The sequence below is a fragment of the Hymenobacter sp. genome, from assembly GCF_031398885.1.
Classification (GTDB): Bacteria; Bacteroidota; Bacteroidia; order Cytophagales; family Hymenobacteraceae; genus Hymenobacter.
The window spans coordinates 69,407-94,996 of the sequence record NZ_JANNOD010000025.1 but is presented as its reverse complement, the minus strand read 5'-3'; the positions used below and the strand labels follow the sequence as shown (position 1 = coordinate 94,996).

Annotated in this window: 26 protein-coding genes; 19 read left to right on the top strand and 7 right to left on the bottom strand. The window is 65.8% G+C overall.

Translation table 11 applies throughout. The features are described 5' to 3' along the window. Positions 1–31: 31 nt before the first annotated feature. Positions 32–439, top strand: a complete 408-nt coding sequence (locus RMO51_RS04125) for a DUF6960 family protein (RefSeq protein ID WP_310392262.1) — start codon at positions 32–34, stop codon at positions 437–439. 263 nt (positions 440–702) lie between these two features. Here the strand turns inward: RMO51_RS04125 and RMO51_RS04120 are convergent, their stop codons facing one another. After that, complete coding sequence (locus RMO51_RS04120; RefSeq protein ID WP_310392260.1) at positions 703–2,046, bottom strand: YfcC family protein; 1,344 nt, start codon at positions 2,044–2,046, stop codon at positions 703–705. A gap of 170 nt (positions 2,047–2,216) precedes the next feature. Between RMO51_RS04120 and RMO51_RS04115 the strand changes: the two genes are divergently transcribed. From RMO51_RS04115 to RMO51_RS04100, 4 genes are all read left to right on the top strand, one after another. Next, positions 2,217–2,462 (top strand): hypothetical protein, encoded by a 246-nt coding sequence (locus tag RMO51_RS04115; protein WP_310392258.1) that lies wholly within the window; start codon positions 2,217–2,219, stop codon positions 2,460–2,462. Between the two features lie 56 nt (positions 2,463–2,518). Then, positions 2,519–3,526 carry a hypothetical protein gene (locus tag RMO51_RS04110; RefSeq protein ID WP_310392256.1) on the top strand — a complete coding sequence of 336 codons (1,008 nt, stop codon included), beginning with the start codon at positions 2,519–2,521 and terminating at the stop codon, positions 3,524–3,526. Positions 3,527–3,562: 36 nt separating this feature from the next. After that, positions 3,563–5,149, top strand: a complete 1,587-nt coding sequence (locus RMO51_RS04105) for a glycosyltransferase family 39 protein (RefSeq protein WP_310392255.1) — start codon at positions 3,563–3,565, stop codon at positions 5,147–5,149. Positions 5,150–5,309: 160 nt separating this feature from the next. Then, entirely contained in the window at positions 5,310–5,771 is a 462-nt protein-coding gene (locus RMO51_RS04100; RefSeq protein ID WP_310392253.1) for a BLUF domain-containing protein, read from the top strand. 72 nt (positions 5,772–5,843) lie between these two features. Here RMO51_RS04100 and RMO51_RS04095 read toward each other — a convergent pair whose 3' ends face one another. Further along, positions 5,844–6,344, bottom strand: coding sequence for a 2'-5' RNA ligase family protein (locus RMO51_RS04095; protein WP_310392251.1), 501 nt, complete (start codon positions 6,342–6,344; stop codon positions 5,844–5,846). A 193-nt stretch (positions 6,345–6,537) separates the two neighbouring features. On the opposite strand from RMO51_RS04095, the gene RMO51_RS04090 reads away from it, so the two are divergent. Then, positions 6,538–7,662: a spore photoproduct lyase family protein gene (locus RMO51_RS04090; protein ID WP_310392249.1), complete on the top strand. Its 1,125-nt coding sequence runs from the start codon at positions 6,538–6,540 to the stop codon at positions 7,660–7,662. 36 nt (positions 7,663–7,698) lie between these two features. Here RMO51_RS04090 and RMO51_RS04085 read toward each other — a convergent pair whose 3' ends face one another. Both RMO51_RS04085 and RMO51_RS04080 read right to left on the bottom strand, forming a co-directional pair. Further along, positions 7,699–9,315 carry a hypothetical protein gene (locus tag RMO51_RS04085; RefSeq protein WP_310392247.1) on the bottom strand — a complete coding sequence of 539 codons (1,617 nt, stop codon included), beginning with the start codon at positions 9,313–9,315 and terminating at the stop codon, positions 7,699–7,701. After that, complete coding sequence (locus tag RMO51_RS04080) at positions 9,312–9,881, bottom strand: sigma-70 family RNA polymerase sigma factor (protein WP_310392245.1); 570 nt, start codon at positions 9,879–9,881, stop codon at positions 9,312–9,314. Before RMO51_RS04080 ends, RMO51_RS04085 begins: the two co-directional genes overlap by 4 nt. Positions 9,882–10,066: 185 nt before the next feature. On the opposite strand from RMO51_RS04080, the gene RMO51_RS04075 reads away from it, so the two are divergent. The 3 genes from RMO51_RS04075 (at position 10,067) to RMO51_RS04065 (ending at position 12,187) form a co-directional block, all read left to right on the top strand. Next, on the top strand, positions 10,067–10,867 hold the full coding sequence (locus tag RMO51_RS04075) for a PhzF family phenazine biosynthesis protein (RefSeq protein WP_310392244.1): 801 nt from the start codon (positions 10,067–10,069) through the stop codon (positions 10,865–10,867). 590 nt (positions 10,868–11,457) lie between these two features. Beyond that, the gene (locus RMO51_RS04070; RefSeq protein ID WP_310392243.1) at positions 11,458–11,790 is read left to right on the top strand and encodes a hypothetical protein; all 333 of its coding nucleotides are present in this window, start codon (positions 11,458–11,460) and stop codon (positions 11,788–11,790) included. Position 11,791: 1 nt separating this feature from the next. Continuing rightward, the gene (locus RMO51_RS04065) at positions 11,792–12,187 is read left to right on the top strand and encodes an IS1 family transposase (protein WP_310392242.1); all 396 of its coding nucleotides are present in this window, start codon (positions 11,792–11,794) and stop codon (positions 12,185–12,187) included. A 242-nt stretch (positions 12,188–12,429) separates the two neighbouring features. Here the strand turns inward: RMO51_RS04065 and ruvC are convergent, their stop codons facing one another. Continuing rightward, positions 12,430–13,068, bottom strand: coding sequence for a crossover junction endodeoxyribonuclease RuvC (gene ruvC, locus RMO51_RS04060; RefSeq protein ID WP_310392241.1), 639 nt, complete (start codon positions 13,066–13,068; stop codon positions 12,430–12,432). A gap of 141 nt (positions 13,069–13,209) precedes the next feature. Between ruvC and RMO51_RS04055 the strand changes: the two genes are divergently transcribed. From RMO51_RS04055 to RMO51_RS04025, 7 genes are all read left to right on the top strand, one after another. Continuing rightward, a complete protein-coding gene (locus RMO51_RS04055; RefSeq protein ID WP_310392239.1) occupies positions 13,210–14,169 on the top strand; it encodes a lysylphosphatidylglycerol synthase domain-containing protein in 960 nt (319 codons plus the stop codon). A 188-nt stretch (positions 14,170–14,357) separates the two neighbouring features. Then, a complete protein-coding gene (locus RMO51_RS04050; RefSeq protein WP_310392237.1) occupies positions 14,358–15,368 on the top strand; it encodes a glycosyltransferase in 1,011 nt (336 codons plus the stop codon). A 102-nt stretch (positions 15,369–15,470) separates the two neighbouring features. After that, positions 15,471–15,998, top strand: a complete 528-nt coding sequence (locus RMO51_RS04045; RefSeq protein ID WP_310392235.1) for a cytochrome c — start codon at positions 15,471–15,473, stop codon at positions 15,996–15,998. Positions 15,999–16,057: 59 nt separating this feature from the next. Beyond that, positions 16,058–16,315: a hypothetical protein gene (locus RMO51_RS04040; RefSeq protein WP_310392233.1), complete on the top strand. Its 258-nt coding sequence runs from the start codon at positions 16,058–16,060 to the stop codon at positions 16,313–16,315. Between the two features lie 2 nt (positions 16,316–16,317). Beyond that, positions 16,318–17,523 carry an ABC transporter permease gene (locus RMO51_RS04035; protein ID WP_310392232.1) on the top strand — a complete coding sequence of 402 codons (1,206 nt, stop codon included), beginning with the start codon at positions 16,318–16,320 and terminating at the stop codon, positions 17,521–17,523. A 47-nt stretch (positions 17,524–17,570) separates the two neighbouring features. Next, positions 17,571–18,878, top strand: coding sequence for a PP2C family protein-serine/threonine phosphatase (locus RMO51_RS04030; RefSeq protein WP_310392230.1), 1,308 nt, complete (start codon positions 17,571–17,573; stop codon positions 18,876–18,878). 8 nt (positions 18,879–18,886) lie between these two features. Then, the gene (locus RMO51_RS04025) at positions 18,887–19,456 is read left to right on the top strand and encodes a DinB family protein (RefSeq protein WP_310392228.1); all 570 of its coding nucleotides are present in this window, start codon (positions 18,887–18,889) and stop codon (positions 19,454–19,456) included. A 115-nt stretch (positions 19,457–19,571) separates the two neighbouring features. Here the strand turns inward: RMO51_RS04025 and RMO51_RS04020 are convergent, their stop codons facing one another. Beyond that, the gene (locus RMO51_RS04020) at positions 19,572–21,050 is read right to left on the bottom strand and encodes an O-antigen ligase family protein (RefSeq protein WP_310392226.1); all 1,479 of its coding nucleotides are present in this window, start codon (positions 21,048–21,050) and stop codon (positions 19,572–19,574) included. Beyond that, positions 21,047–22,129 (bottom strand): hypothetical protein, encoded by a 1,083-nt coding sequence (locus tag RMO51_RS04015; protein WP_310392224.1) that lies wholly within the window; start codon positions 22,127–22,129, stop codon positions 21,047–21,049. Before RMO51_RS04015 ends, RMO51_RS04020 begins: the two co-directional genes overlap by 4 nt. A 166-nt stretch (positions 22,130–22,295) precedes the next feature. On the opposite strand from RMO51_RS04015, the gene RMO51_RS04010 reads away from it, so the two are divergent. The 3 genes from RMO51_RS04010 (at position 22,296) to RMO51_RS04000 (ending at position 25,588) form a co-directional block, all read left to right on the top strand. Beyond that, complete coding sequence (locus RMO51_RS04010; RefSeq protein ID WP_310392304.1) at positions 22,296–23,762, top strand: polysaccharide biosynthesis C-terminal domain-containing protein; 1,467 nt, start codon at positions 22,296–22,298, stop codon at positions 23,760–23,762. A 64-nt stretch (positions 23,763–23,826) separates the two neighbouring features. Beyond that, a complete protein-coding gene (locus RMO51_RS04005; RefSeq protein ID WP_310392223.1) occupies positions 23,827–24,972 on the top strand; it encodes a glycosyltransferase family 1 protein in 1,146 nt (381 codons plus the stop codon). 70 nt (positions 24,973–25,042) lie between these two features. Next, complete coding sequence (locus tag RMO51_RS04000) at positions 25,043–25,588, top strand: hypothetical protein (RefSeq protein ID WP_310392221.1); 546 nt, start codon at positions 25,043–25,045, stop codon at positions 25,586–25,588. Positions 25,589–25,590 lie beyond the last annotated feature (2 nt).

Sequence of the window (25,590 nt, the reverse complement as noted above, 5' to 3'; positions counted from 1 at the left end):
GGGGCAATCTTTGTCCCGTTGCAGCCCTGCCATGCGTCGTCCCAAACCCGTCATTTTTGGCCTCTACGGCTGGTCGCCCGCCTACGGCTTCCGCTACGTGCACCCCGCCAACCGCCGCTCGTTCGAGCTGCTGGAGCCGGTGGGCAAGCTGTTCGAAAAAATCAGAGAGGACGAGGCCGGCGAGTGGCTCACGCTGCGCTACGACGAGCAACAGTTCCTGGTGCGCCCCGAGCTGTTCAAGGAAATCCACCACCGGCCCAAGTTCAGCTTCGGCGATTCGGTGGAAGAAATAACGCCCGCCCCCGGCCAGTACCGCCAGTTCGGGCTGGTGTCCGACGTGTTCTGGGACGACGCCACCGACACGGCCTCTTACCAGATTGTGCAGCACAAGCGCAAGCTGCCCCGCGTGTTCACCGCCGCCGAGCTGCGGGTCGATTGACGCTGCGCGCTGACGCTGCGCTTAATGAAGAATGAGGAATGAGGAATGAGGAATGAAGAATGGTCATTGCGAGCGCAGCGAAGCAATCCGTCTTGTTCCCCACGACCAACCGGGTGAGGTGACCAGTTTCACCGAGTAACCCCGACTTCGTCCTATCGCCTGGACTTTTCAAATTATCAGGCTAGTTGCTGAGTGGGGGAAGGATTGCTTCGCTGCGCTCGCAATGACCATTCTTCATTCCTCATTCTTCATTAAGCGCAGCGTCACAGCCCTGCCGCGATGCCGCCCACTACGCTGGCCACGCCCAGCAGCAGCAGCAGCGCGTACAGGGGCCACACGAAGCGTAACCACTGGTCGAAGCGTACGCCGCAGGCGGCGAGCATGGCCATGAGCGTGCCGTTGGTGGGCGTAATCAGCTCGCAGAGGCCGGCGCCGTACTGGAAGGCCAGCACCATCACCTGGCGCGAGAGGCCGATGAGGTCCGACAGGGGCGTGAGCAGGGGCATGGTGAGCGTGGCCTGGCCGCTGCCGCTGGGCACGGGCACGTGCAGGGCGGTTTGCACGGCCATCATGCCCAGGGCGGCGAACGTGACGGGCAGGTGGGCCAGGGGCGAGGCCAGCCCGTTGACGATGGTGTCCACGATGTTGCCCTGCTCCAGCACCACGAAAATGGCCCGCGCAAACCCGATGAGCAGGGCCGAAAAGGCAATGTCGCGGAAGCCGGCCACAAAGCCCTCAGCGGTGCCGGTGGCGCCCAGCCCGCCCAATAGGCCGGCCGCCACGCCCAGCACGAAGAACAGCGCCGCCATTTGCTCGAAGTCCCAGCCCAGGCGCAGCACGCCGTAGGCGAACAGGGCGAACGTGGCCAGCAGCAGCAGCAGTACCAGCCCGTGGCGGCCCGCGCCGGCCTGGTCGGCGGCCACGTCGGCGGGCGTGACTTCGGGGGCCACGCGGTGGCGGGTGGCGTGGCGCACCGTGCCGAGTATCCAGATAGTGACGGCCCCGGCCAGGAACGCCAGCCGCCAGCCCCCGCCCGAGAGCAGCGGCAGCTGCGCCAGCTTCTGGGCAATGCCCACCTGAAACGGGTTGATGGGGCTGAAGGAGGCGCCCACGAAGGCCGCGCCCGCGCTGGCCGCCACGGCCGTGAGCGTCGGGTAGCCCAATCGCCGCATGAGCACCAGCAGCACCGGCACCAGCGGAATGATTTCCTCGCCCATGTTTTCCAGGGCGCCCATGGTGGCAAAGAGCAGGCTCACGAGCGGAATAACCACCACCTCGCGGCCCTGGGCGCGGGCCAGCAGCCAGTCCACGCCGTGGCGCAAGGCGCCGGTCTGGTCCACCACTGTAAACGCGCCGCCGGCCAGGAAGATGAGGAACACCACGGCCGCTGCGTCGGCTAGGCCCTTGGGGATGTCGACCAGCATGTCGAGCGGGCCCACCGGGGTGGCGGGCACGCGGTGGTAAGAGCCGGCCACCACCACGTCGCGCCCGGTAGCGGGGTCCTTTTGGCGGTCGAAGCGGCCGGCCGGCAGCACGTAGCTCAGCGCCGCGGCCAGGATGATAAAGCCCACCAGCAGCACCAGCGGGTGGGGAAAACGAAACGTCATAGTGATTAGTGGTTAGCGGTGAGTGGTTAGCGGTGAGTAGGCACCATGCAGCGCCCGATTACCTTTCTACCTTTAATGAGCAGTTTGCGACAAGGTAGGAACCGCCCTGGCCCGCTGCCCTCCACCAGCACCTCACTAATCACTAACCGCTAAGCACTAACCACTAAAAAATGACCTTGGCCGCTTTCAAAGCCCTGCACCAGCGCCGCCAGGCCGAGCACCTCGCCCGGCACGGCCACCGCCTGGCCGAGCGCGCGGAAGACAGCTTCGAGCTGACGCTGTACGCCGTGGAGGGCTTTTACGCCGAAATCTGGCGCAGCCGCGGCGAGGAGGCCATCCTCTTCATCCACGTGTTTCAGAAGCCCGCCGGGCTGGGCGACTACCTGCACCTGGTGCAACTGCCGGCCAACCTCTAAGGTCCTTGCGCCGCTTCGGCGACGCTGCTGGGGTGCTTTGCTAGCCTAACTGTTTAATGAGGGTTTTAGGATTCATGCTTTTGCTGCTGGCGGCACTGGCTGGGCCGGTCGTGGCCCAAACTGCGCCTGCTTCGCGCACGCCGGCAGAGTTTGGCTACCGGCATCTGGTGGTGATGTACGGGCGGGACAGCGTGAACGTGTTGGTGCTCTCGCGGCCGGGCGAGGAAAAGCAGCGGAAGCCGCTGCTTTTCTGGGTGCAAGGCTCTTTGCCCACGCCTCTAGTGCTGTACGACCGCCAGGGCGCTTTCCCGGTGTTTCCATTTCACCCCAAGGAAGTGCTCAAACATAGCCATTTGGTCGTTGTGGGCAAGCCCGGTATTCCCCTCACCGCCGACGTGGAGGGCCGTGACCCCAATCAGATGTTCGCCCAAACCGCTCCGCCCCCGTATTACTGCGCCCGCAATTACCTCGACTATTTCGTTCGGCGCGACGTGGCCGTGCTGCGCTACTTCAAAAAGCAGCCCTGGGTTGACAAAACGCACGTGGTGGCCGCTGGCCACTCGCAAGGCAGCACCATTGTGGCGCACTTGGCCAGCGTGCCGGGCCTGGTGAGCCACGCCGTGTATCTGAGCGGCAACCCACTGGGCCAGCTCATGTCCATGCTAGCTCAGAGCCGGCAAACAGATGACTCGATAGGGGCAGCCGCCACCTTTCGGCGGTGGCAAACCGCAGTAAATTCCCCGGCCGTGGCCGACTGCGTTGGTGACGACCCGCGCCATCTGTTCGGCTTCGGGGCGGCCCAACTGCCGGTGCTGTTGCGCACCCGGGTGCCGGTATTTGTGGGCTACGGCACCCGTGACCACGGCTTTGCCGGCGACGATTTCCTGCGGTTGGAATGCATTCGGCTGCGTAAGACCAACTTTACTTTCCGCGAGTACGCAGCCCGGGAGCACAACTTTTTTGGTTTCAAAGGCGACAAAATCAATTACGACGACTTTTATTGGGACACCGTGGGCAACGACTTCCTACAGTGGGCAGGCCTGCTGCCGGTCTCGAAATGGTAGTTCGGAAATACTTGAGTTTCTGCTGACCTTGTTCGCATGAACCGCCTCCTGCCGCTCGCCTTCGCCCTGCTCAAGTTCGCGTCGGGCTACTTCCTCATCAGTTCAGCTTACGAGCTGCAACGTGACGAGTACCTCTACCTCAACCACGGCCGGCACCTGGCCTGGGGCTACCTGGAGGTGCCGCCGCTCATTGCCGCGCAGGGCTGGGTTACGCTGGCGTTGGGCGGGGGCGAGGGCTGGGTGCGGTTCTGGCCGTTTTTGTGGGGCGCGGCCACCGTGTACCTGGTGGTGCGGCTGGCCGGGCGGCTGGGCGGCGGCTGGTTTGCCCAGGCCCTGGCCGGAACCTGCTACCTGGGCACGGCCTTCGCCCGTACCAACCTGCTCTTTCAGCCCAACTCATTCGAGGTGCTGAGCTTCGTGGCGGCCTTGTACGCGCTGGTGGCTTACGAGCAGGAAAAGAAACCCGGCTGGCTCTACGCCCTGGGCGCGGCCGTGGGCTTGGGCCTGCTCAACAAGTACACCACGCTGTTTTTTATTACCGCGCTGGGCGGCGGGCTGCTGCTGCTCGCCCCGGAGCGGCGGCTATTCCTGAATCCCCACCTCTGGGGCGCAGCGGGACTGGCGCTGCTGCTGTGGGCGCCCAACCTGGCCTGGCAAATAGCTCACGGCTGGCCCTTCCGCCGCCACATGGCGCTGCTGCACGATACCCAATTGGTGAACAACGACGCCGCCAATTTTTGGAAAATGCAGCTGCTCATGTGCCTGGCCGCGCTTTGGGTGTGGGCGCCCGGCCTGGCGGCGCTGCTGGCCGGCCGCGCCTTCCGGCCCTACCGGGCGGTGGGGTGGACGGCCGTGCTGGGCGTGGGCCTGCTGGCCGCGCTGCACGGCAAGGAATACTACGCCCTGGGTTACTACCCGGTCCTGTTCGCCTTCGGCGCGCGGTGGTGGGAAACGCGCATCAAGCGTTTCGGACGCATCGAGCATTTTGGGCAGCTCCCGCCGGGCGGTCGGCCGCAATACTTCCGGTGGCAACCCGCGCTGCAAGCCGCCCTGGTGGCGCTGCCGTTGGCCTTGCTCTGGCCGGTTTTCCCGTTTTTCTACCCCGTGCGGCCGCCAGCCTCCATGGCGGTCCTGCGCGCCCGCTACGCCGGCATCGGGTTTTACCGCTGGGAAGACGGCCGCGACCACGCCCTGCCCCAGGACTACGCCGACATGCGCGGCTGGCGCGAGCTGGCCGCCAAAACCTGGGCCGCTTACCAAACCCTGCCCGATTCCGTCCGCGCCCACACCCTCATTCACTGCGCCAACTACGGCCAGGCCAGCGCCATCAACTACTACAACCGCCGCCGGGCCATGCCCTCGGCCCACAGCCTCAACGGCAGCTTCATCTACTGGTACCCGGCCCTGGACCGCTGCCAGGCCCTCATCATCGTCGACGACGAGCCCGACGACGAGCTGGCTCCGCACTTCGCGGCCTACCGCCGCTTCGGCGCCGTGGCCGACCCTTACGCCCGCGAACGGGGCACGCTCATCACCATCGGCTTGCGGCCGGACAGTGCCGTGCGGGCCCAGGTGGCCCGCGAGCGGCGTACGGCCCTGGCGGCCTGGGAAGGCGGCAACTGAAACCGAAGCACCGGGTGCCGGCTCCAACCCGTATAGCACTTCGGCAATGCCCGCTTTGTCCTGCCATTCGGCGGCGGGGCCCCTCATTCGTATCATTACGACGTAAGCGGGTCCCAGAGCCTTCCCTCGCCCGCCCTCATTCTTTCACTGCCCTCTACCAATGTCCATTCACCAACTAATCTACCGCAGCACTGCCTCCCGGCGGTTGGCCGACGACGAGCTAGGGCGCCTGATAGCCCAGGCCCGTATTTACAATTACAGCCAGGCCGTTACCGGCGTGCTGTTCTACGCCGGGCAACAATTTCTGCAAGTGCTGGAAGGCGACCCGGCCGTGGTGCGGCCGTTGTACGAGCACATTGCCCACGACTCGCGTCAGGCCAACGTGGTCAAGCTGCTCGATGCGTCCGGCCCGGAGCGCCTGTTTCCCCACTGGAGCATGGGGTTCAGCGAGGTATGCCCCGCGGCGCTGGCGCGCCTGCTGGCCTACCTGGAGCCTGAGCTTCGCGCCGGGCAATTGCCCCGTGGCTACCACGCCCAAACGGTTGTGGCGGGCCTGCTGCGCGAGTTTGTGGCCAGTCTGTCGGCCGGGCCCCAGCTGCCCATTTGCTCCAAACCGGACTGAGGCCGGGAGCGTCGGGCCGCGGGACTCCGTGGAAGTAGCGCGGGCTGCTAAACCGGTCCGTTCGGCGCCTCACTAGCCGCCGAATGAAAATTCGTCCAGGCTTTCCCAGGGCCCGTTGCGGTAGGCCCACAGGTGCAGCCCGGTGCCCACGGCCTCAAAGGGCGCGAAGTCGGCCCGCAGGTCCGCCAGTAGCTGCCGGGCCGCGGCCGCGTCCACCTTGTTTTGCACCGTGACGTGGGGTTGGAGCTTCTGCTGGTCCTGGGGCGTGAGGTGGGCCGCGAACGCCGCCTGCAGCCGGCGGTGCAGCTCGCGCAGCCCGGCATTTTCCAGGGTGAAGGCCACCCCGCGGCCCAGCGAGCGCAGCCCCGTGACCTGCAGCGGCAGCGGCGCTTGCCCGCGGCAATGGGCGCCGAGCAGCTCGCGCACGGCCGCCAGCTCGGCGCCGGGCAGGTGGTGAAACAAGGTGAGGTGCGCGGGCGGGAAGTGTCGGCGGCGCAGGGCGTTGAAATACGCCTGGGCCGTGGCGTCCAGCGCGAGGGTGAGGATGAGCGGAGCAGCGGCAACGGTGGGCATGGGGCAGGGCAGACGGGGCAAAAGCTAGCGTACGAAAAGCCGCCGCCATTCGCCGCGCCCAGCCCGGGTGCGGGGCTGCGTTCAAGCCGGGCCCATGCCACAAAAAATGCACTGGCTGCGTAATTCAGGCCATTTTAGGGACTTTATTCCGCCGTCGAAACGTTGGTAGATTATCCGTCCCCAACCCCCTTTTATGCTCACCTCCGGTGCCCTCGTTTCGCCTTCCGACGCCCTGCTCACCGACTTGCCCGCGCCCGCCCCGCAGGCCCCCCGCACCCACGGCGCCAAGCTCTGGCTGCCCCAGCGGGTGGTGTTCACGCCCGATGCTTTGGACGAAGAGTTCGGCCAGCAAATCCTGGCTCGCGTCTCGGCTCAGAACCTGGAGGTGGAGCTGCTGAAAAGCAACCGCCTCACCGGCCTGCGCGGCGACGACGTGCGCGCCACCTACCGCACCGCCAAGAATACGCTGGCCGTGGTGAAGGCCCCCGCCGGGGCTCTGCGCCTGCAGCCCACGCCGCCTTCGGCCGACTGGCAGCTCAACTTGGCCGAGGGCTGCCCCGCTCACTGCCAGTACTGCTACCTGGCTGGCTCGCTCAGCGGCCCGCCCGTAGTGAAAGCCTTTGCCAACCTGCCCCAGTTGCTGGCCAACACCGCTACCTACGAGCAGCCCGGCCGCGTCACCAGCTTCGAGGCCAGCTGCTACACCGACGTGCTGGGCATCGAGCACCTCACCGGCAGCCTGGCCGCGGCCGTGCGCCACTTCGGTACCCGCGAAGGCGCCCAGCTGCGCTTCGTGAGCAAGTACGACCACGTGGGTGCGCTGCTGGGGCTGCCGCACCAGGGCCGCACCCGCGCCCGCTTCTCGCTCAACGCCGAGCCCGTGGTGCGGCGCCTGGAGGGCGGCACGGCCTCGGTGGAGGCGCGCATCCAGGCCATGCGCCGGCTGGCGTTGCCCGTGGCCCAGGGCGGCGGGGGCTACCCGGTGGGCGTGGTGCTGGCCCCCATCATGCCCATTCCCGACTGGCAGCGGTACTACGCCGAATTGCTCGACCGCCTGCACGCGGCCTTTGATTTTGACTGCGACCTGACCGTGGAGCTCATCACCCACCGCTTCACGCCCGGCTCGAAGGACGTGCTGCTGCAGTGGTACCCCAACACCAGCCTCGACTTGGCCGAAGAAGGCCGCGCGGTGAAGCGCAACAAGTTCGGCGGCCTCAAATACGTGTACCAGCCCGAGCAGATGAAGACCATGAAAGCCTGGTTCTACGCCGAGTGGCAGTGCCGTTTCCCCGCCGCTCCGGTGCAGTACTGGACGTAGCCGCGGCCCTGGCGAGGCCGTCCTTGCTACGGGTTGCTAGAGGCCGTACGACAAGCCGAACAGCGCGCTGCCGCCCAGTAAATGGCGCTGCGGCAGGCCTGATATGGGCTGCGGCAGCGAGGTGAGGAAGTAAGTAGCCGTGGGCTGAGCCAGCAGCTCCAGGTGCGGGCCCAGGCGGTAGCGCAGGTCCAGCCCCGCGCTCAAGGCCAGGCTGAGCGAACGGTAGGGGCTGCTGCCCATGCGCCAGGCCTTGACGGTGCCGCTGGCGTCGGGACTCTTGCCGCCGACGTAAAAGTCGGCATCGGCCCCGGCCACCACGCCGTAGCTGAGCCGGCCCACCGGGCGGCCCAGCACGTACCCCAGGCGCACGGGCACGGTCACGAACCGGTACGTGTCCCGGTGAGTGTACTCGGCCAGGGGAATGTTGGGATTGGAGCCAACGTTCCCCTGGCTGAAATTCGCGCCTGGGACTGGGTAGTTCCCCCGGTGGGCGTACTCCTGGTAGCCCATGCCCGCGCTGAGGCTCCACCGCCCACTGAGCGCCCGGCGCACTTGTGCCTGCGTTCCAAAGCCTGCCGCCAGCTGTTCGCTGCGCGCTGCGCGACTGGCCCCCGAATTATCAAAAGCGCTATTGTTAGGCGACGCAGTTGGCACGTTTGTGAACTTTGGCCCCGCTCCCAGCTTCCGGTAGGTGAGCGCCGGGCCTGCCAGCAGTTGCACTGCCCAGCGCCGCGCCACCGGGGACGGAGGGGTAGCCGACGTGTCCGGTAGTAATCGGGACAATGGTTGGGAAGAAGCTGGAGGGACGAGCGCCGCAATGCGCGGCACCAGCAGCCCGGCAGATTCCGGCGCCAGATTCGAGGCCCGCAACGCCGCCAACGCCGGGATACGGGAGCTTTTTTGGGTAATGGCTGACAAGGTGGCCCGGCCCACGCCGGCACTTTTGAAGACGCTATCCGAAGCGAAAGAAGCTGCTACCCCGGTCAACGCCGCGGGCGTGGCCGGCGCCAGGGTAGGAGCAGGAGCTGGGAAAGCAGCGGCGCTTGATTCGGTTGCCACCGACGGCCGGCCGCGGCGGCTTGGCGTTGTTCCGGGCCGTGGGGCAGCTCCTGGTTGAAAACGGCCATTATTGCCCGCCACCGCTGAGCTGGCGAGCAGGCGAACAGGTCGGGGCCCGCGCACAGCCGGGGCCAAGCGGCCGGCCGAAACCCCCGTGGCGCGACGGGCTTCGGCTAAGTCGCCGACGTTGGGCGAATAGTGAGCCGGAGCCGGCCGTTGTAATGCTTCAAGCCCCCCCGCTGGCGCAGTCGCTGCGGGTTTGCCTTGGTGCGGCGCGGTCGCCCGGCCGGTTCCGGCCGGGAAAGCGGTTGCAATGCCGTTTGTTGCCCGTTTTGCACCGCCCGCCAGCAGCGGCTGGGCTGGGCCATTGCCCGCCGTGCGCCACCACTGCCAGCCCGCGGCACTCAGCACCAGCAGCAGCAGGCCCGCCAGCAGCACCGTGCGGCGGCTCCGGCGGCGCAGTTGGGGCGCCGCTACCGGCGGCGGCAGTTGCGCCCGGATGCCGGCCCACAGCGCCGCGGGCGGCTCCTGGCCGTGGTTGGCCAGGCGGTTGCGTAGGGCATCGTACAAAGGGTCGGGGTCGCGGTCGGTCATGGCAGTTGCGGGTGGTGCTGGGCGGCGAGGCGGGTTTCGAGCAGCCGGCGGGCCCGGGCCAACTGCGATTTGGAGGTGCCTTCGGCGATGCCCAGCAGCTCGCCGATTTCCTGGTGGGAGTAGCCTTCCACGGCGTAGAGGTTGAGCACGGTGCGGTAGCCGGGCGGCAGCGTGGCGAGCAGGGCCAGCAGGTCGGCGGCGGCTAGGTGCTCCAGGGCCGAGGGCTCGGCGCTGGACACGTCGGTTGGCCGGTCGTCGGGGTCGGGGCTGGGGGCGGGGTGGCGCAGGCGGTATTGGGCCAGGGCGTGCAGCGAGGTGGTGACGGCAATGCGGCGGGCCCAGGCCTCGAACGGTCCCTGGCCGCGGAACTGGTCGAGGCGGGTGAAGATTTTAACGAACGTGTTTTGCAGCGCGTCCTCGGCTTCGGCCCGGTTGGGGCAGTAGCGCAGGCACACGCCCATGAGCAGATAGGCCAGCCGCTGGTACAGCTGGTGTTGCGCCGCCGATTCGCCCCGCCGGCACGCCGCCAGCAAGGCCTCATCGACAGGTGCAATGGGAGGCGGCATGCAGAAAAAGCAGAAATAAAGCGGGCTGTACCCTCCCGCCTGGTGTACCCTTGACCGGCGGCCGGCCGGCGCGGTTGCGCGGCCCCTAAGTTATTTTGAAAATAGTTGGCGCTTTTCCGGGCAACTGCCCGCCACGCCGTATTCTTGCCCGGAAATCCGTCCACTTTCCACACCCCGCCCCCGCCGTGCCCCGCTACTTCCACGTCGACGCCTTCGCCCAAGCCCCCTTCACCGGCAACCCCGCCGGGGTGTGCCCGCTGCCCGCCTGGCTGCCCGCCGGCCTCATGCAGCACATCGCGGCCGAAAACAACCTGGCCGAAACCGCCTTCATCGTGCCCCGCGCCGCCGCGCCGGCCGAGTACGACATCCGCTGGTTCACCCCCACCGTCGAAATTGACCTTTGCGGGCACGCCACCCTGGCCTCGGCCCACGTGCTGTTCACCCACCTCGATTTTGCCGGCCCCCAAGTCACCTTTCACAGCCAGAGCGGCCCGCTGCGGGTGGCGCGCGAAGCCGCCGGCCGCCTCACCCTCGACTTCCCCTCGCGCCCGCCGCGGGAGCTGGCCGCGCACCCCACCGGCCTCACCGATGCCCTGCACGCCACGCCCCTGCGCGTGCTGGCCGCCCGCGATTTGCTGGCGGTGTTCAGCTCCGAAGCCGAGGTGCTGGCCCTGCGCCCCGACTACGTCCGCCTCGCGGCCCTGGAGTACGTGGGTGTCATCGCCACCGCGCCCGGCACGGGTGAGATTGACTTTGTATCGCGCTTCTTCGCCCCCCGCGTGGGCGTACCCGAAGACCCGGTCACCGGCTCAGCCCACAGCACGCTCATTCCCTACTGGGCCGAAAAGCTGGGCAAACCCGAGCTGCGCGCCCGCCAGGTGTCGCCCCGCGGCGGCGACCTGTGGTGCGCCCTCCGTGGCGACCGGGTCGACATCAGCGGCTACGCGGTGACGTATGCGGTGGAGGAGTTATTGTTAGGAGAGTAGTAATAATTTTTACTAGACTCGGCGGTTGGCCTTACAACACTGGCTTCTAAATCTGATTCCTTGATACGGAGAACAGATGCTGGCTCCTTGCAGACGTGCTGAGTAGCTATTCATGGATGTAGACAACTATTTTATTAATTCAGAATGTAAATAAGACAAATTACTTAAATTCTGCTTACATCGATTGTACCCAGGATAATATTGACAGTCTTATCGACTACCTCCAAAAAGTTGGTGGTAAAGCCCTTACATTATCATGTAGAAGGCAGAATGCGTTTAAAACAAAATGGACTAAGCGAGATGTGCAGCTCATTTGTAGATGCCACGTTCAAAATGCAGCAGAGTACTTGATATCAATCAAAACAAGTTGTTCAAATGACCAAGTAAGAGTGGTGATAGCTGATATTGCTGAATATGTCAAAACTTTGGATGTAAATGAAGACACAAGTTTTGTTTTGATAAGCACGAATACGCTGCCCTCAGTAATACATTTTGACATAGCAAAGGAATTATTTCTTACGCACCAAATCAGAAAACAAAATCAGGATAAGGCGGTGGTCTAAGTTAGGATGAAATCCGTATTGCCAGTTATGGTTTACACGCAACACTTCTGCGCCAAATGCGGCAGCGACCAAATTCGGCGCAACGGCCACAGCCAGGGCCACGCGCGGTATCAATGCAAAACCTGCCGGTACCAGGCGCGGTTTGAGCCCGCCGCCGTGGCCAAAGCCGCGCAATACGCGCAGGTCGACCAGTTATTGGGCGAGCGCAACTCGCAGCGCAGCATCGTGCGCGTGACCGGCGTTTCGCGCATGAGCATTGCCAAGCGGATAAAAAAAAGCGCGGGCCAGCAGCCCGCCGCTGCCGCGCCTGCGGCCGAAAAAGGCCCAGAAAAAGCGCTGGGACGCCCTCGAACTCGATGAGTTGTGGACGTTTGTCGGGCGCAAAAAGCGCAAAATGTGGCTCTGGTTGGCCGTCGAGCGGGCCAGCCGCCGCATCGTGGCCTGGACGTTGGGCAACCGGGGCGAAGCGGCGGCCCGCCGCCTCTGGCACCAACTGCCCCGGCGCTACCGGCGGCGCTGCTGGTACTTCACCGACGAGTGGAAAGCCTACGCCGCCGTCTTGCCCCGGCTCCGGCACCGGCCCTGCCCCAAAGGCGAGGGCCAGACCAGCATCGTCGAAGCCATCAATTGTTCCTTGCGCCAGCGCAGCGGCGTGCTGGTGCGCAAAAGTTGCTCGTTCAGCAAATGCTTGAAAATGCACACCGCCCGCATCAAAATCGTCATCGACAACCATAATCGCAGCATCATCCTGAATTAGACCACCACCGATGATAAAACTGTGCATTCATTTTATGATGCCACATACGTTGATGACGAAATAGAACTGGAAAAGGAGATTAAACTAATTCTAAAACTAGAATACCCTGAAATTAAAATCAAGTGGCATTCAAAAAGGGAAATATTGAAACCGTAAAAACGGCTGCCAATAAGTGTATCGTCGCGCAGACAGGCATAAAGTGCCTTGGCGTCTGAAATAACTGTACGTCACTGAAAAAGCGCCTACGGTTTCGCCGGCACCTTCTTCTTGCCCGTGCTGGCCCCCAGCCGCTCGGGATTTTCGGCCAGGAACTTGCCCCAACTTTTGCCGCCGCTAACGGTGGTGTTGTTGCCCTTCATGTAATGGTGGCACAGGGCCACGGACAGGGCATCGGTGGCGTCGAGGAACTTGCTGGCTTCGGCCAGGGGCGGCAGGGTGAGGGTCTGGCGCAGCATGTGGGCCACTTGTTCCTTGGTGGCTGCGCCCGAGCCGGTGACCGACTGCTTCACCTTGGTGGGGGCGTACTCCACGTAAGGAATCTGGCGGCTGAGGGCGGCGGCAATGGCCACGCCCTGGGCCCGGCCCAGTTTGAGCATGCTCTGCACGTTAACCCCAAAAAACGGCGCTTCGATGGCCAGCTCGTCGGGCAGGTACTCGTCAATCAGCTCCAGCATGCGGTCAAAAATCCGCTTTAGCTTTACGGCGTGATTCGACCCCAGCGCCTTCATGTTAATCACGTCGTAGCACAGCACGTCGACCCGCTGGCCACGCACCTCAATCAGGGCGTAGCCCATAATCTGGGTGCCGGGGTCGACGCCCATGATGATTTTGGGCAGCAGCTCCTCGGCGGGAGCGGGACGGGGGCGAAGGGGGGCGGGCATCAAGTGCAAAGCTACGACCCCAGCCAAGCCGCCCGTCCGGCGCGGCCCACCGCCGCGGCCCCCCCGGCTGCGTTGAGGCCCGGTCGCGGCCCGTTGCCCCCGGGCCGTGCCGCCCGCGCGGCCCGTCACGGGGCCCGCCTCGTGCTCGGGGGCAAAATTCTGGTCACGCTGCTCACGCTGGGCCTGCTTTATCATTCCATCTTTGCCGCTCCCGACACGGCCGTGGCGTGGCGAACCTTGCTGGCCACTGCCCTGGGCGGGGCGGGGCGCGGGCCCGTGCTGCTGGCCCTGGTCCTGGTGCCCGCCAACTGGGGCCTGGAGGCCTGGAAGTGGCACCGCCTGGCCCGGCACCTGGAGCCCGTCACGTTCGGGCGCAGCCTGCGGGCGGTGCTGGTGGGCCTCACCCTGGGCTTTGCCACCCCCAACCGGGTGGGCGACTACGCCGGCCGCATCCTGGAGCTGAGAAGCCGGCGTGTGCGCGCGCTGGGAGCCGTGTTTCTGGGGCGCTACTGCCAACTGGTGGCCACGGTGCTGGCCGGCGTGGCGGGCTTGCTGTACTTTTTGCTGACTTTTTACTTGAACGGCTACCCGGCGGCGGGGCTGGGCGCGGTGGCTTCGGCCCTGCTGCTGAGCGGGTTGGTGCTGGTGCCGCTGTACCGCTCGCGGCTGCTGGTGGCGGCGCTGGGCGCGTGGCGGCCGTTGCGGCGGTTCCGGCCGGCGCTGGCCGTCATGCCCACCTACCCGGCGCGGGCGCTGCACGCGGTGCTGGCCATTGCGGGGCTGCGCTACGTGGTGTTCTGCGCGCAGTTTCTGCTGCTGCTCGCGGCCTACGGCGTGGCCGCGCCGCTGGGGCCTGGGCTGGCGGCGGTGGCGGGCACCTTCTTCCTGAAGTCGCTGGTGCCCTCGCTCAATGCCCTGGCCGACGTGGGGGTGCGGGAGTTGTCGGCCACGCATTTGTTTGGCCTGTTGGGGCAGCCGGCGTTGCCGGTGCTCAGCGCCAGCCTGAGCCTGTGGGTCATCAACATTGCGCTGCCCAGCGCGGCGGGGCTGCTGCTGCTGCCGGGCCTGCGGGTGCTGCGCGAGCGGCGCGCGGGCCGGTGATGCCGGCCGCCGGGCTGGCCCTGCTGGCGCTGCCGCTGCTGTACGCGGGCCTGATGGTTTGGCTCCGGGCCGGATGGGTTGACGCGGCGCGCGTCGCGCCGCGACGCGCGCCGCTTAATGAGGAATTAAGAATGAGGGATGAAGAATTACCGAGTGAGAATTCCTCATTCTTAATTCCTCATTCTTCATTGATTTTTTCCGTTCTCATTGCCGCCCGCAATGAGGCTGGCGCTTTGCCTTGGCTGCTCCGGGATTTGGCGGCCCAGACCCTGCCGGCCGCCCGCTTCGAGGTCCTCGTGGCCGACGACCACTCGACCGATGCCACCGCGGCCCTGGTTGCCGAGGCGGCTCGGGAAGTAGGTTTTTCGTTGCGCCTCGTGCCGCTGGGGCCGGTGCAAACGGGCAAGAAAGCCGCTTTGCTGGCCGCTCTGCAGGTGGCCCAAGCGCCATGGCTGGTGTGTACCGATGCCGACTGCCGCGTGGGCTCGGGCTGGTTGGTGGCTTATGCGGCCCGGGTTGCCCAACTGCCGCGGGCTAATTTCATCAGCGGCCCGGTACTGCTCACGGGGCCGGCCACTTTCCTGCACCTGCTGGTGGGGTTGGAGTTTGCCGGATTGGTGGGCGTGGGCGCGGCCTGCCTGGCCCGCCGGCGAGCCACCATGTGCAACGGCGCCAACCTGGCCTACCGCCGCGCGGCGTTCGAAGCCGTGGGGGGCTTCGCCGACAACGCCCACGTGGCCAGCGGCGACGACGAGTTTCTGCTCCATAAAATCCACGCGGCCTACCCGGGCACGGTTCATTTCCTGGCCGATGCCGCGTCTACGGTGCGCACGGCCGCGCCCGCCACGCTGCGGGCACTGCTGCGGCAGCGGGTGCGCTGGGCCAGCAAGTGGCGGCACTACCAAAGCGCCGCCCCGCGCCGCCTGGCCCTGCTGGTGCTGGGCGCCAACGTGGCCCTGGCCGCCGGGGTGGGAGCGGGGCTGGTGGGGCCCGCCCTCTGGCCCTGGGCAGTGGCGGCGTGGGCCGTTAAGCTCGGGGCCGATGCGTGGTTTCTTTGGCCCGTCCTCGGGTTTTTTGGGCGGCGCCGGTGGCTGTGGGGGCTGTTGCCGCTGCAGGTGCTGTACGCGCCGTACGCGCTGGCGGTGGGGGCGGCGGGCTGGGGCGGCGGGTACGTGTGGAAGGGGCGGGCGGTGCGGTAGCAGTCCTCGGGTCCGACATACTTTATTACGCGAAAAAAACCTGCTCAACAGGCTTGGAAGGTAAATTTGCGGCAACTATATTCCTCCTAAACCCAAGTCCCAATGCGCTTCAATTCGGTTGGTTTCGCCCTTTCGGTTGGCATGGCTTTGATAGTCGTGCTGTTTGGTTTCACCCTCTTAAGCGCGGCGGGCCTGGCCGGCTTTGCGGCAGGCGATACATCAAGCGGCATCGAGCAGCCGGTAAGTAGCAAAGATTCTGGTGCGGTAACGGTGAAAGCAATTACCGCAAAGCCGGTTTCAGCGGAAGAAGAGGTGGCCATTGCCGCGGGCGAGTCGCTATTTGGCAGGAACTGCGCTCAATGCCACGCCGTGAATGAAGTAGTAGTCGGCCCCGCATTGGCCGGCATCACCAAGCGCCGGACCATTGCCTGGCTTATTCCGTGGATAAAAAATTCGAGCAAGGTGGTAGCCAGCGGCGACGAGTACGCGGTGGTCCTCTACAACAAGTTCAACAAGCAGCAAATGCCTTCTTTCGCGCTATCCGACCAAGAGGTAGAATCCATTCTGGCCTATACAATTTCGCGGGAAGAACCTGCAGTTCCCACCGGTGGCGTCGTTGCGGTTCGGTAGAAGCAATGCCGCCCGCCCGGCTTACATTTGCCAACTACCTAATCACGCCCCTTTATTCCGTGACTGACCCCGAATTCGACCTGCTCGACGAGCTGTACTTCGTCACCCCGTTTCGCACGCTGCTCCAGAAAACCGGCCTGCCCGCGCCCGAGCTGGAAAGCCAGTTGCGCGAGCTGCTCGAACAGGGCCTCATCCGCAGCTACTGGCCCGACCCGGACACTGAGCTGGCCTACGAAACCACCTCCTTCGGCGCCATTGCCCGCGACGCCTCGTACCTGGCCTCCAAGCAGGGCCTGCTGCGGCACAACACCCGCTAGCCGTGGCCCCGGCAGTTTCGGCCGCGCCGCCTGCGCCGGGCACGAGCGCGCAAGCGGCGGCCCGGCCGCCGGGCTACTACGTGCGCCAGCGCCTGTGGCAAAACCGGCCCGCCGTGGCCGGGCTGGCCTTCATTGCCCTGTGCACGCTGGTGGCGCTGCTGGGCTACTGGGTGCTGCCCGACAACTCGCCCAACGCTAACCACGGTTTCGTGCAGGTGCAGAAGGAAGCACCCGGCCTGCGCGTGCTGCTGCTGCGTCAGCCCCTGCCCGACTCCGCCCGCACCGGCCCGGCCGCCGACAACCTCTTCACCATTTGGCTGCGCGGCCGCGAGCCCGCCGTGCAGGAAACGCCCATCGGCGGCTACCAGTTTGCCGGCGACTCCATCATTCTGAAACCCTTGGGCGTGCACTCGGCCGAGGCCGGCCGGCCCCGCCGCCTGGCCCTCGCGGCCGTGGTGGGGCGCCCGGGCCCCCGCGCCGAGCTGCAGCAACTAATGGTGCAAAGCCACCTCACCACCCGCCGCTACTGGCTGGGCACCGACAAGGCCGGGCGCGACGAGCTGAGCCGGCTGCTGCTGGGCACGCGCATTTCACTGGGCATTGGGCTGGTGGCGGTGCTCATTTCGCTGGTGCTGGGCATGACCGTGGGGGCCGTGGCCGGCTTTTTCGGCGGCTGGGTCGACTCCGTGCTGCTGGGCCTGATGACCGTGGTGTGGAGCATTCCGGGCATCATGCTGGTCATCGCCATCTCGCTGGCCCTCGACAGCAAGGGCGTGTGGGTCAGCTTCGTGGCCGTGGGCCTGACCATGTGGGTCGACGTGGCCCGCGTGGTGCGCGGCCAGATGCTTAGCCTGCGCGCGGCCACTTTCGTGGAGGCCGGCCGGGTGCTGGGCCTGCCCACCCCGCGCCTCATTGCCCGGCACCTGCTGCCCAACATGCGCGGCCCGCTCATCGTGCTGGCCACCAGCAATTTTGCCGCCGCCATTCTCCTCGAAGCCGGCCTGAGCTTCCTCGGGCTGGGCGTGCAGCCGCCGGCGCCCAGCTGGGGCCTCATGGTGAAGGAAGGCTACGACCTGCTCGGCACCACGGCCGGCCTGTGGCTCACGCTGCTGCCGGGCGCGGCCATCTCGCTGCTCGTGCTCAGCTTCAACTTGCTCGGCAATGGCTTGCGCGACGCCTACGACCCCAAAACCCCGGTGGCGGGTTAAATTGCGCCTTCGGGCGCGCATTCCCGCTGCGTTGCTTAGCTTGCGTCATGGCTCCAGCCGCTTCCCTTTCCTCTACTGAACCGTTACTCGACTCGTTGGCCGCGCAGGTCAGCGCGCGCGACGAGCAAATTAAAACGCTCAAAAAGCAGCTGCTGCTCAAGCAGTTTGAGCTGGATACCGTGCTCGGCGTGGCCCACGACATGACCGCCCGCGACCATACCGTGGACGAGCTCTACCACATGCTGCGCCTCACCCTGCAGGGCCAGCGCAACGTGGTGCAACTGCTGCTGTTTGCCCGCGAGGGCGACGAATTTCGGGCGCGGGTGGCGCTGGGCCGCGACCTAGCCGAAGCCGAAAAGCTCACTCTGTCCCAGTTCCTGCTCGACGGCGGCGTGACGCTGCCCCAGGCCGTGGAAGACCTGCACCTGGGCCCGGACTGGGACCGGTACGAGCTCATCATCCCCATTCTGCGCCAGCAGCAGGTGGCCGCCTACGTGCTGCTGGGCGGCCTGCGCCACGACTACGACCGCCAGCAGCTCATTCCGTTCCTGAGCTCGTTGGCCAACACGCTGGTGGGCGCCGTGGAAAACCGCCGCCTCCAGGCCCAGCGCGTGGCCGACGCGGCCGTGCGCAAGGAAATCGAAATTGCGCAGGAGGTGCAGGCCCTGCTTTTTCCGCGCCAGTTGCCCAACGACGCCCACCTGGCCATCGAGCGCAGCTACGTGCCCCACACCGAAGTTGGCGGCGACTACTACGACGTGGTCGAAGTCGACGAGCACTGCCTGCTGCTGTGCGTGGCCGACGTGAGCGGCAAGGGCGTGCCGGCTTCGCTGCTCATGTCCAACTTCCAGGCCGGGCTGCGCACGCTGCTGCGCCAGGGCGTGGAACTGGCCACCATCGTGCCCGAGCTTAACCACTTGCTGTTCCGCAATTCGGGGGGCGAAAAGTTTATTACCGCTTTTCTGGGCATCTACGACCGACGCACCCGCCGCATGCATTACGTGAACGCCGGCCACAACGACCCGCTGCTGCTGGCCGACGACGGCGCCGTGCAAACCCTGCAGCACGGCACCGTCATGCTCGGCATTATGGAAGACCTGCCCCTGCTGCGGGTGGGCGAGGTCGAAATCCCGCCCCACTCGCTGCTGCTGCTCTACACCGACGGCCTCACCGAAGTATTCGACGCCGACAACAACGAGTTTGGCGAAGGCGGCGTGCTGGCCGTGCTGCACCGCAGCCGCTACCTGCCGCTGCCCAAGCTGCACCAGGAGTTGCTGCGCAGCATCAACGCCTTCAGCGCCCACGACGCGCAATTTGCCGACGACGTGACGATTCTCAGCTGCCGGTTCAAGTAATGGTCAGGATGACACCGACAAGCGTAATCGCGGAAATCAATCAAAAGCTGAAAACGGCTTTCGGCCAGCTCGCGGAGTGGTTTGCCGCGCCGGAGGACCTACGCCGCTACCGTCCGGCAAACAGCGGCTGGACCATCGATGAGATTCTGGAGCACGTTGCCCTTACCAACCATTACCTGCTCATCCTCATTGAGAAAGGGACGAATAAAGCCCTCAAAAATGCCCATGGGCTGGACCTGGCCACGGAGTTGGCCGCCCGGCAATCGGTGCGCGCCCGCCTCGACGAAATTGGTCGGCCAGGGGCTTTTACCTGGATGCGGCCCAACCACATGGCCCCGGGCGGACTGAAATCGGGCCCGGAGGTAGCCGCCACGCTCCAGCAGCAGCTACAACAGTGCCAAGCCGTGCTAGGCCGCCTGCCTAACGGCGAAGGCGTCCTCCATCGCATCAACATGACGGTGAACGAGCTGGGCAAGATGGATGTGTATGACTTCGTCTACTTTCTGGCCAAACACGCCGAGCGGCACTTGGCCCAAATTGTCGGCGTTGCAACCGAATACCAGGCCCGTCGTCGCTAGAACGATGTGGAGACGCAATATTTGCGTCTCGTCGGCCGCGCCGCTGACCTTGGGTTGAACAAGTGTCGTTGAACCGGTGCGGACGATGAGACGCAAGGATGCGTCTCTACCTCGTTCACTGCTCACTCCTCACTGATTCTTCCGCCAGCCACGAACCGGCGCGAACCAGCAGGGCCAGGCACACGAAGAATACGGGTCCAATCTTGTCCACTTCCACCAGCTCGTTGAGGGTGAGGTGAAAGATGATGACGACCAGCGACAGCGTGGCCGCCAGCACCACGCGCCGCACTTCGGGCCGGTGCGCGGCGCGGTGGTAGAGGCGCTCGGCCTGCAGCAGCGCCGTGGCGACGAGGATGACGAAGAGCAGAAACCCGGGAATGCCCTGTTCCGCGAGCTGCAACAGGAAATAGTTGTGCGTAGTAGATTTTTCGGGGTTGTCGCTCACGTAGGTGCGGAAGCTCTTCACGGTGTAGCGCTTGTATTCGGGGTAAAACGTGGCGGCCCCGCTGCCCACCAAAGGCTTGTCGGCAATCATGCGGGCGGCGGCCACCCAGCGGTACACGCGCTCCATGCCCGACACGTCCTGCAGCGTGTAGGTGGCCTGGAGGTGCTTCTCGAAGTTCTTGCCGTTAAACACCGTCGTCTCGTAATCGGGCGCGTAGTTCATGAACGTGTAGCCGCTCGCGAAATAGCTTGCCGTGAGCGTGATGCCCACGGCCGCCGTTCCCAAAAGTGCCCGCGTCAAGCGCAGCCGCATTGCCCAGTAGAACAGGCCCGCAATGGGCAGCGACAGCATCGACGCCCGGGTGTAAGACGTGAGCAAGCCGAACAGCAAAATGCCCAGCGCCACCCGCCAGGCCAGGCGCGCGCTGTTTTTCTGAGCGGCCCGCGCGGCCAGCCAGACAAAGGGAATCAGGAGCGCCAAAATGGCGGCGTAGATGACGTGGTTGCGAAAAAACGGGCGTAGGGCCCAGTTAACCATCTCGAAACTGAACCCCATGGTGGCGTGGCGGCTGGCCGCATAGAGCACGCTCAGGCAGGCCCCGGCCGCGTATACGGCCGCGAAGTGCCAGCTGTCGCGGGGCCGTTGCACGATGAGCAAGGTGCCGAGCAGGAACGGCGTGAGGAACCACACCTTGGCCAGCAGGTACTTGACGGACTTGGTGGTATCGACCGAAAAAACCGTGTCCACGGCCGTCCACGCCAGCATCAGGGCCAGAATGACGACCAGCGGGTGCAGCCATTCGCGGCGCGGCAGGCGGCCAGTGCCCAGCACCAGCGCCCCGCCCACGCAGGCCGTGATGGCCAGCATGAGCGGCTCGGAAGGCACGTCCAGGCTCAGTCCGCCAAATAGCGCGATTTCCTGGGTGAAGGGCAACACGAAAAACAGCAAGTAGTACAGCCAGCGCCATTCCACCAAAGCCACCAGCAAGCCCACCGCCCCGAGTCCGGGCAGCAGCAATGCCGGCTGCCGCGCCAGCGCGGCCGCGGCCCCGCCAGCCAGCAGCAGCCCCACGAACCCCAGGAACAGAAGCTGGGGCCCGTCAAAAGAACGCCAGAGCCGGTGCAGCCGCTCGTTCACGGGTGGGTTCACGCGGGGCGGGCGGCGCCGGGCCGGTTGTAGCGGTAGAGTTCAAGCAAGGTGATGAACACCACCGAAAGCGCAAACGTGAGCAGCACCGAGCCCAGCACGATGAGCCAGCGCACGGGCTTGCTTTTCTTGGTGGCCGGGTACGCCTTTTGCACCAGGTACACGCTCGAAATGCGCCCCTTGATGCTCAGCTCGGCCGTTTCGTAGGCCGAGCGGGCCGCGATGAGGCGCGTTTGCAGGTCGCTCACGCGGTTGGTGAACATGGCCAGCGAGTCGGCTCCGCGCACGAAGCTTTCCAGGTTGATAACGTTGCCGCCGTCGGTGCGGGTCAGGCCGCGCAGGGCCCGCCGGAAGCCCGCCACGTCGCCGCCGCCGCCTTCGGCCTTGCGCAGGGCGGCCTCGGTTTCGATGATTTGCTTGGCCATGTAGCGGCCCTGCATTTCGAGCCCGTAGATGCCGTAGCGGCGCCGCGCCCCCACCAGCTCTTGGCGGCTGCGCTCGAAGCTGGTGCTCAGGTAGTCGTAGCGCTGGCGGTAGAGGCCGAGCACGGTGCGGCGGTTTTCCAAGGTCAGCTGCTGGTTCACCGAGTCGATGACGTGGACCAGGGTGTTGGCCACGGCCGCCGCCAGGTTTTTGTCCCGGTCCATGAACGCCAGCTCGATGGCGTCGCGCTCGTTGTGCACAATGCCCAGGTTGCCGCTGAACTCGCTCAGCACGAAGTTGTCGGTGGCGTCGTCGCCGGGCGTGCCGGCCTCGTAATGCTTGTAGAGGTCGAACTTCTTGATGATGAGCTCGGCCACCGGCTGCGACTCGCCGATGGTGATGGCCCGGTCCAGGTCTTCGGCCCGGCCGCCCAGCTCCAGCTTGCTGCGCGACTGGCTGTTGTCTTCCAGCAGCCGGTCGGGGTCGGCCGTTTGCGGGTTGGTGGGGATGAAAATGGCGGTGGAGCGGTACACGTTGGGCAGCAGCAGGGCCACCACGATGCTCACGAGGGCGGCCAGCGCCACGGCCCCGGCCACGTAGTATTTCCAGCGGTTGAGAATGGGCCCCAGGCCCACCAGCGAGAAAGTAGGTGCAGACATATAGAGTAAGGAATCCGCTTTCCTCCGCCCGCTTTTCATTGGGCATGAAGCGGGAAAGTGGCGAGCAAAGATAGCCGGAAATGGCCCAGCACGCCCATGCGCGCGGCTGCCCCGGTGCGGTGCGTAGCTTTGCGGGTCAGCGCCCGGCGCTGGTTTTTATTGTAGCATTAGCTCCCAAGTCGGCATCAAACGGTTTTTTGGCAATATCAGCTTCGTCGTCCTGCTCAACCTGCTGGTGAAACCCGGCTGGGTGGTGGTCGAAAACCTGGTGCAGGACCGGCTGGGCCACGCCACCTTCGGCCTGGTCACGGCCCTGTCGGCCCTCACGCTGGTCGTGGCCGCCTTTCTCGACCTGGGCCTGACGCCCTACTCCGTGCAGCGCGTGGCGGCGCAGCCCGGCTTCATGGCCGAAACTTTCCCGACCCTGCTGCCGCTGCGCGGCGCCCTCAACGCCGTGGCCCTGGCCGCCATGGCGGCCGTGGGCTGGGCCCTGGGCTACCGCGGTCCCGAGCTGCTGCTGCTGCTGGTGGTGGGTGGGGCGGTGCTGCTCACGCAGTACGGCCAGTTCCTGCGCGGGACCCTGCAGGCCCACCAGAAGTTCAACACCGACGCCGTGCTCTCGGTGGTGGAGAAAGGGCTGCTGCTGGGGGCCGTGCTAGTGCTGCTCCCGGCGGGCCTCACGCTGCCGCGCTACGTGGGCGCGCGGCTGGGCGCGGCCGTGTTCACCACCGCGCTGTTCTACGGGCTGATGACGCGCTTTTTTGGCCGGGTGCGGTACCGCTGGCAGGGCCCGGTGGCCCGCACCGCCCTGCGCGCCAGCCTGCCCTTTGCCTTCATGACCCTGCTCTACGGCGTGAACGAGCGCATCGACATGGTGATGCTGGAGCGGCTGGCCTCGCCCACCGAGGCCGGCTACTACGCCGGGGCCTACCGCTGGGTCGACGCCGTGATGATGTACGCCTGGACGGTGCTGCCGCTGTTTTTTGCCAAGTTTGCCAGTGTTTCGCGCGACGTGGGCGCCCAGCGCGCGCTGCTCCGCTTTGGGCAGCGGGTGGTGGCGGTGCCGCTGCTGTTCGTGGTGGCCTTCGTGCTGTTTCGGGGCGAGGTGCTGTTCTGGCAGTTCAGCCACAGCAGCCCGGCCGAGGTGGCCCGCATGGCCGTGTGCCTGAAAATATTGTTTCTCAACGTGCTGGTGCACGGCTTTTTTGCCATCTACAGCACCCTGCTCACCAGCACCGCCCACGAGCGGCCCCTGAGCTGGCTGGTGGCCGGCAGCATCGGGCTCAACATCGGCCTGAACCTGTTCCTGCTGCCCCGCTTCGGCGCCGTGGCCGCCTCGGTAAATACCTTGATTTGCGCGGTGGCGGTGTCGGGTGGCTACGTGGTGCTGGTGGCGCGGCGCACCGGGGTGGGCGTGCCCGGCCGGCTGCTGGCCCGGCTGCTGCTGGCCTTCGGGCTGCTGTGCGGGGCGTGGTTTGGGCTGCGGTTTGGGCTCAACCTGAGCTGGTGGCTGGAAGCCGGACTGATGGCCGTCGTTTTCGGCCTCATTGTGCTGGGCACCGGGCTGGTGCGCCGCAGCGAAATCGAGCAGCTGCTGCCGGGCGGAGAAAAGAAACTAAAGATGAAGAATTAAAAACTCTGTCATGTAACGCCCATTCGAACGGCTTTTAATTTTTAATCCTTCATTTTTAATTCTTTTGGAAGTCGCCGTCAATACCCGCTTTTTGCTGCCCGGCGACCAACTGGAAGGCATTGGTCGTTTCAGCTTCGAAACGCTGCGCCGGCTTGTGGCCCAGCACCCGGCGGTGACGTTCCATTTTCTGTTTGACCGGGCCTACGACCCGCGCTACCTGTTCGGGCCCAACGTGGTGCCGCACGTGCTGGGCCCGCTGGCGCGCCACCCGCTGCTGTTCGTTGCGTGGTTCGAGGGGACGGTGGCCTGGTGGCTGGCCCGGCACCGCCCGGCGGTCTTTCTGAGCCTGGACGGCTTCACGACCCTGAACACGGCCGTGCCCCGCGTGACGGTGCTGCACGACCTCGCCTTCGAGCATTTTCCCCACGACGTCGGCCCGCTGGTGCGTCGGTACTACCGGTTTTTTTCGCCCCGCTTTGTCCGCGCCTCGGCGCGGCTGGTGGCCGTGTCCGAAGTCACTAAGGCCGACCTCGTGCGGACTTACGGCGTCGCCCCGGAGAAAATCACCGTGGCGTACAACGCGCCGGCCGAGCTGTTTCGGCCCCAGCCCGAGGCCGCCCAGCGGGAAATTCGGCGCCGCTTCAGCCACGGGCAGCCGTATTTTTTGTTCGTCGGGGCCTTGCAGCCGCGCAAAAACCTGGGCAATCTGCTGCGGGCGTTCGACGCATTCAAGACCACCGGCGGGCCCGCCGTGGCCGAGGCGCAGCTGCTCATCGTGGGCCGCAAGGCCTGGCGGGCGGGCCCCATCCTCGATGCCTATCGGCAGATGCGCCACCAAGGAGCCGTGCATTTCGCCGGCCGAGTGGCCGACGCGGAGCTAGCCGGGTTGTATGCGGCGGCCCGGGCCACGGTGTACGTGCCGTATTTCGAAGGCTTTGGCATTCCCATCGTCGAAGCCCAGGCCAGCGGCTGCCCCGTGCTCACGGCCGGCGTCAGCTCGATGCCCGAAGTGGCCGGGCCGGGGGGCGCCTTGCTGGTTGACCCGCACGACCCGAACAGCATTGCCCTGGGCCTGGGCCGCCTTTGGCACGAACCCGACCTGCGCCAGCAGTTGGTAGCGCGGGGCCACCAGAACCTGCACCGCTTCTCCTGGGCCCGCAGCGCCGAAGTGTTGTGGGAAGCCGTTGACGCTGCGATTAATGAAGAATGAGGAATTGTCATCTGCTAATTCTTCATTCCTCATTATTCATTAAGATTAAGCGCGGCGTTACTTTTGCGCCATGGCCCGTTCGCACCCGTACAATTTCGCCCACGTGCTGCTACCCCAGCTGGCCTGGCGCCGGCCGGTGTCGGTGCGCCGGGAGCTGAGCGACCCGTACCTGGCCCGCGAGCTGCTGCACTACGTGTGGGACAAGGCGGCCGAAAACCTGCCCTCCCGGGAGAAGGTGCCGCCCCGGGGCCTGCGCCTGAGCTGGCACGAAGTGGCCGGCCGCGTCACGGCCCTGTTCCACCTGCCGCCGCCCCAGGCCACCATGGAAGCGCATTTCTCGGCCCTCGTGTACGAGGAAGACGACGAGCCGGCCGCCACCGAAGCCGAGGAAACGCGCCCCCGCTACTTTACCCTGGAAGCCACTTTGGGGCTGAGCGGCCCCGCCGGAACGCCCACGGTAGTGGGCGAATGGGCCGGCGAAGTGCACCGCCACCTCGGCCGGGGCCCCGCCGGCGGCCAGCCCGATACTTCCGACGCCTTCCTGGCCGCCTTGGCCACCGTGCTCGGCCCGCTGCCCGACACGGAGGTGCCGTTTATGCGCGTGGTGCGTTCCTGATG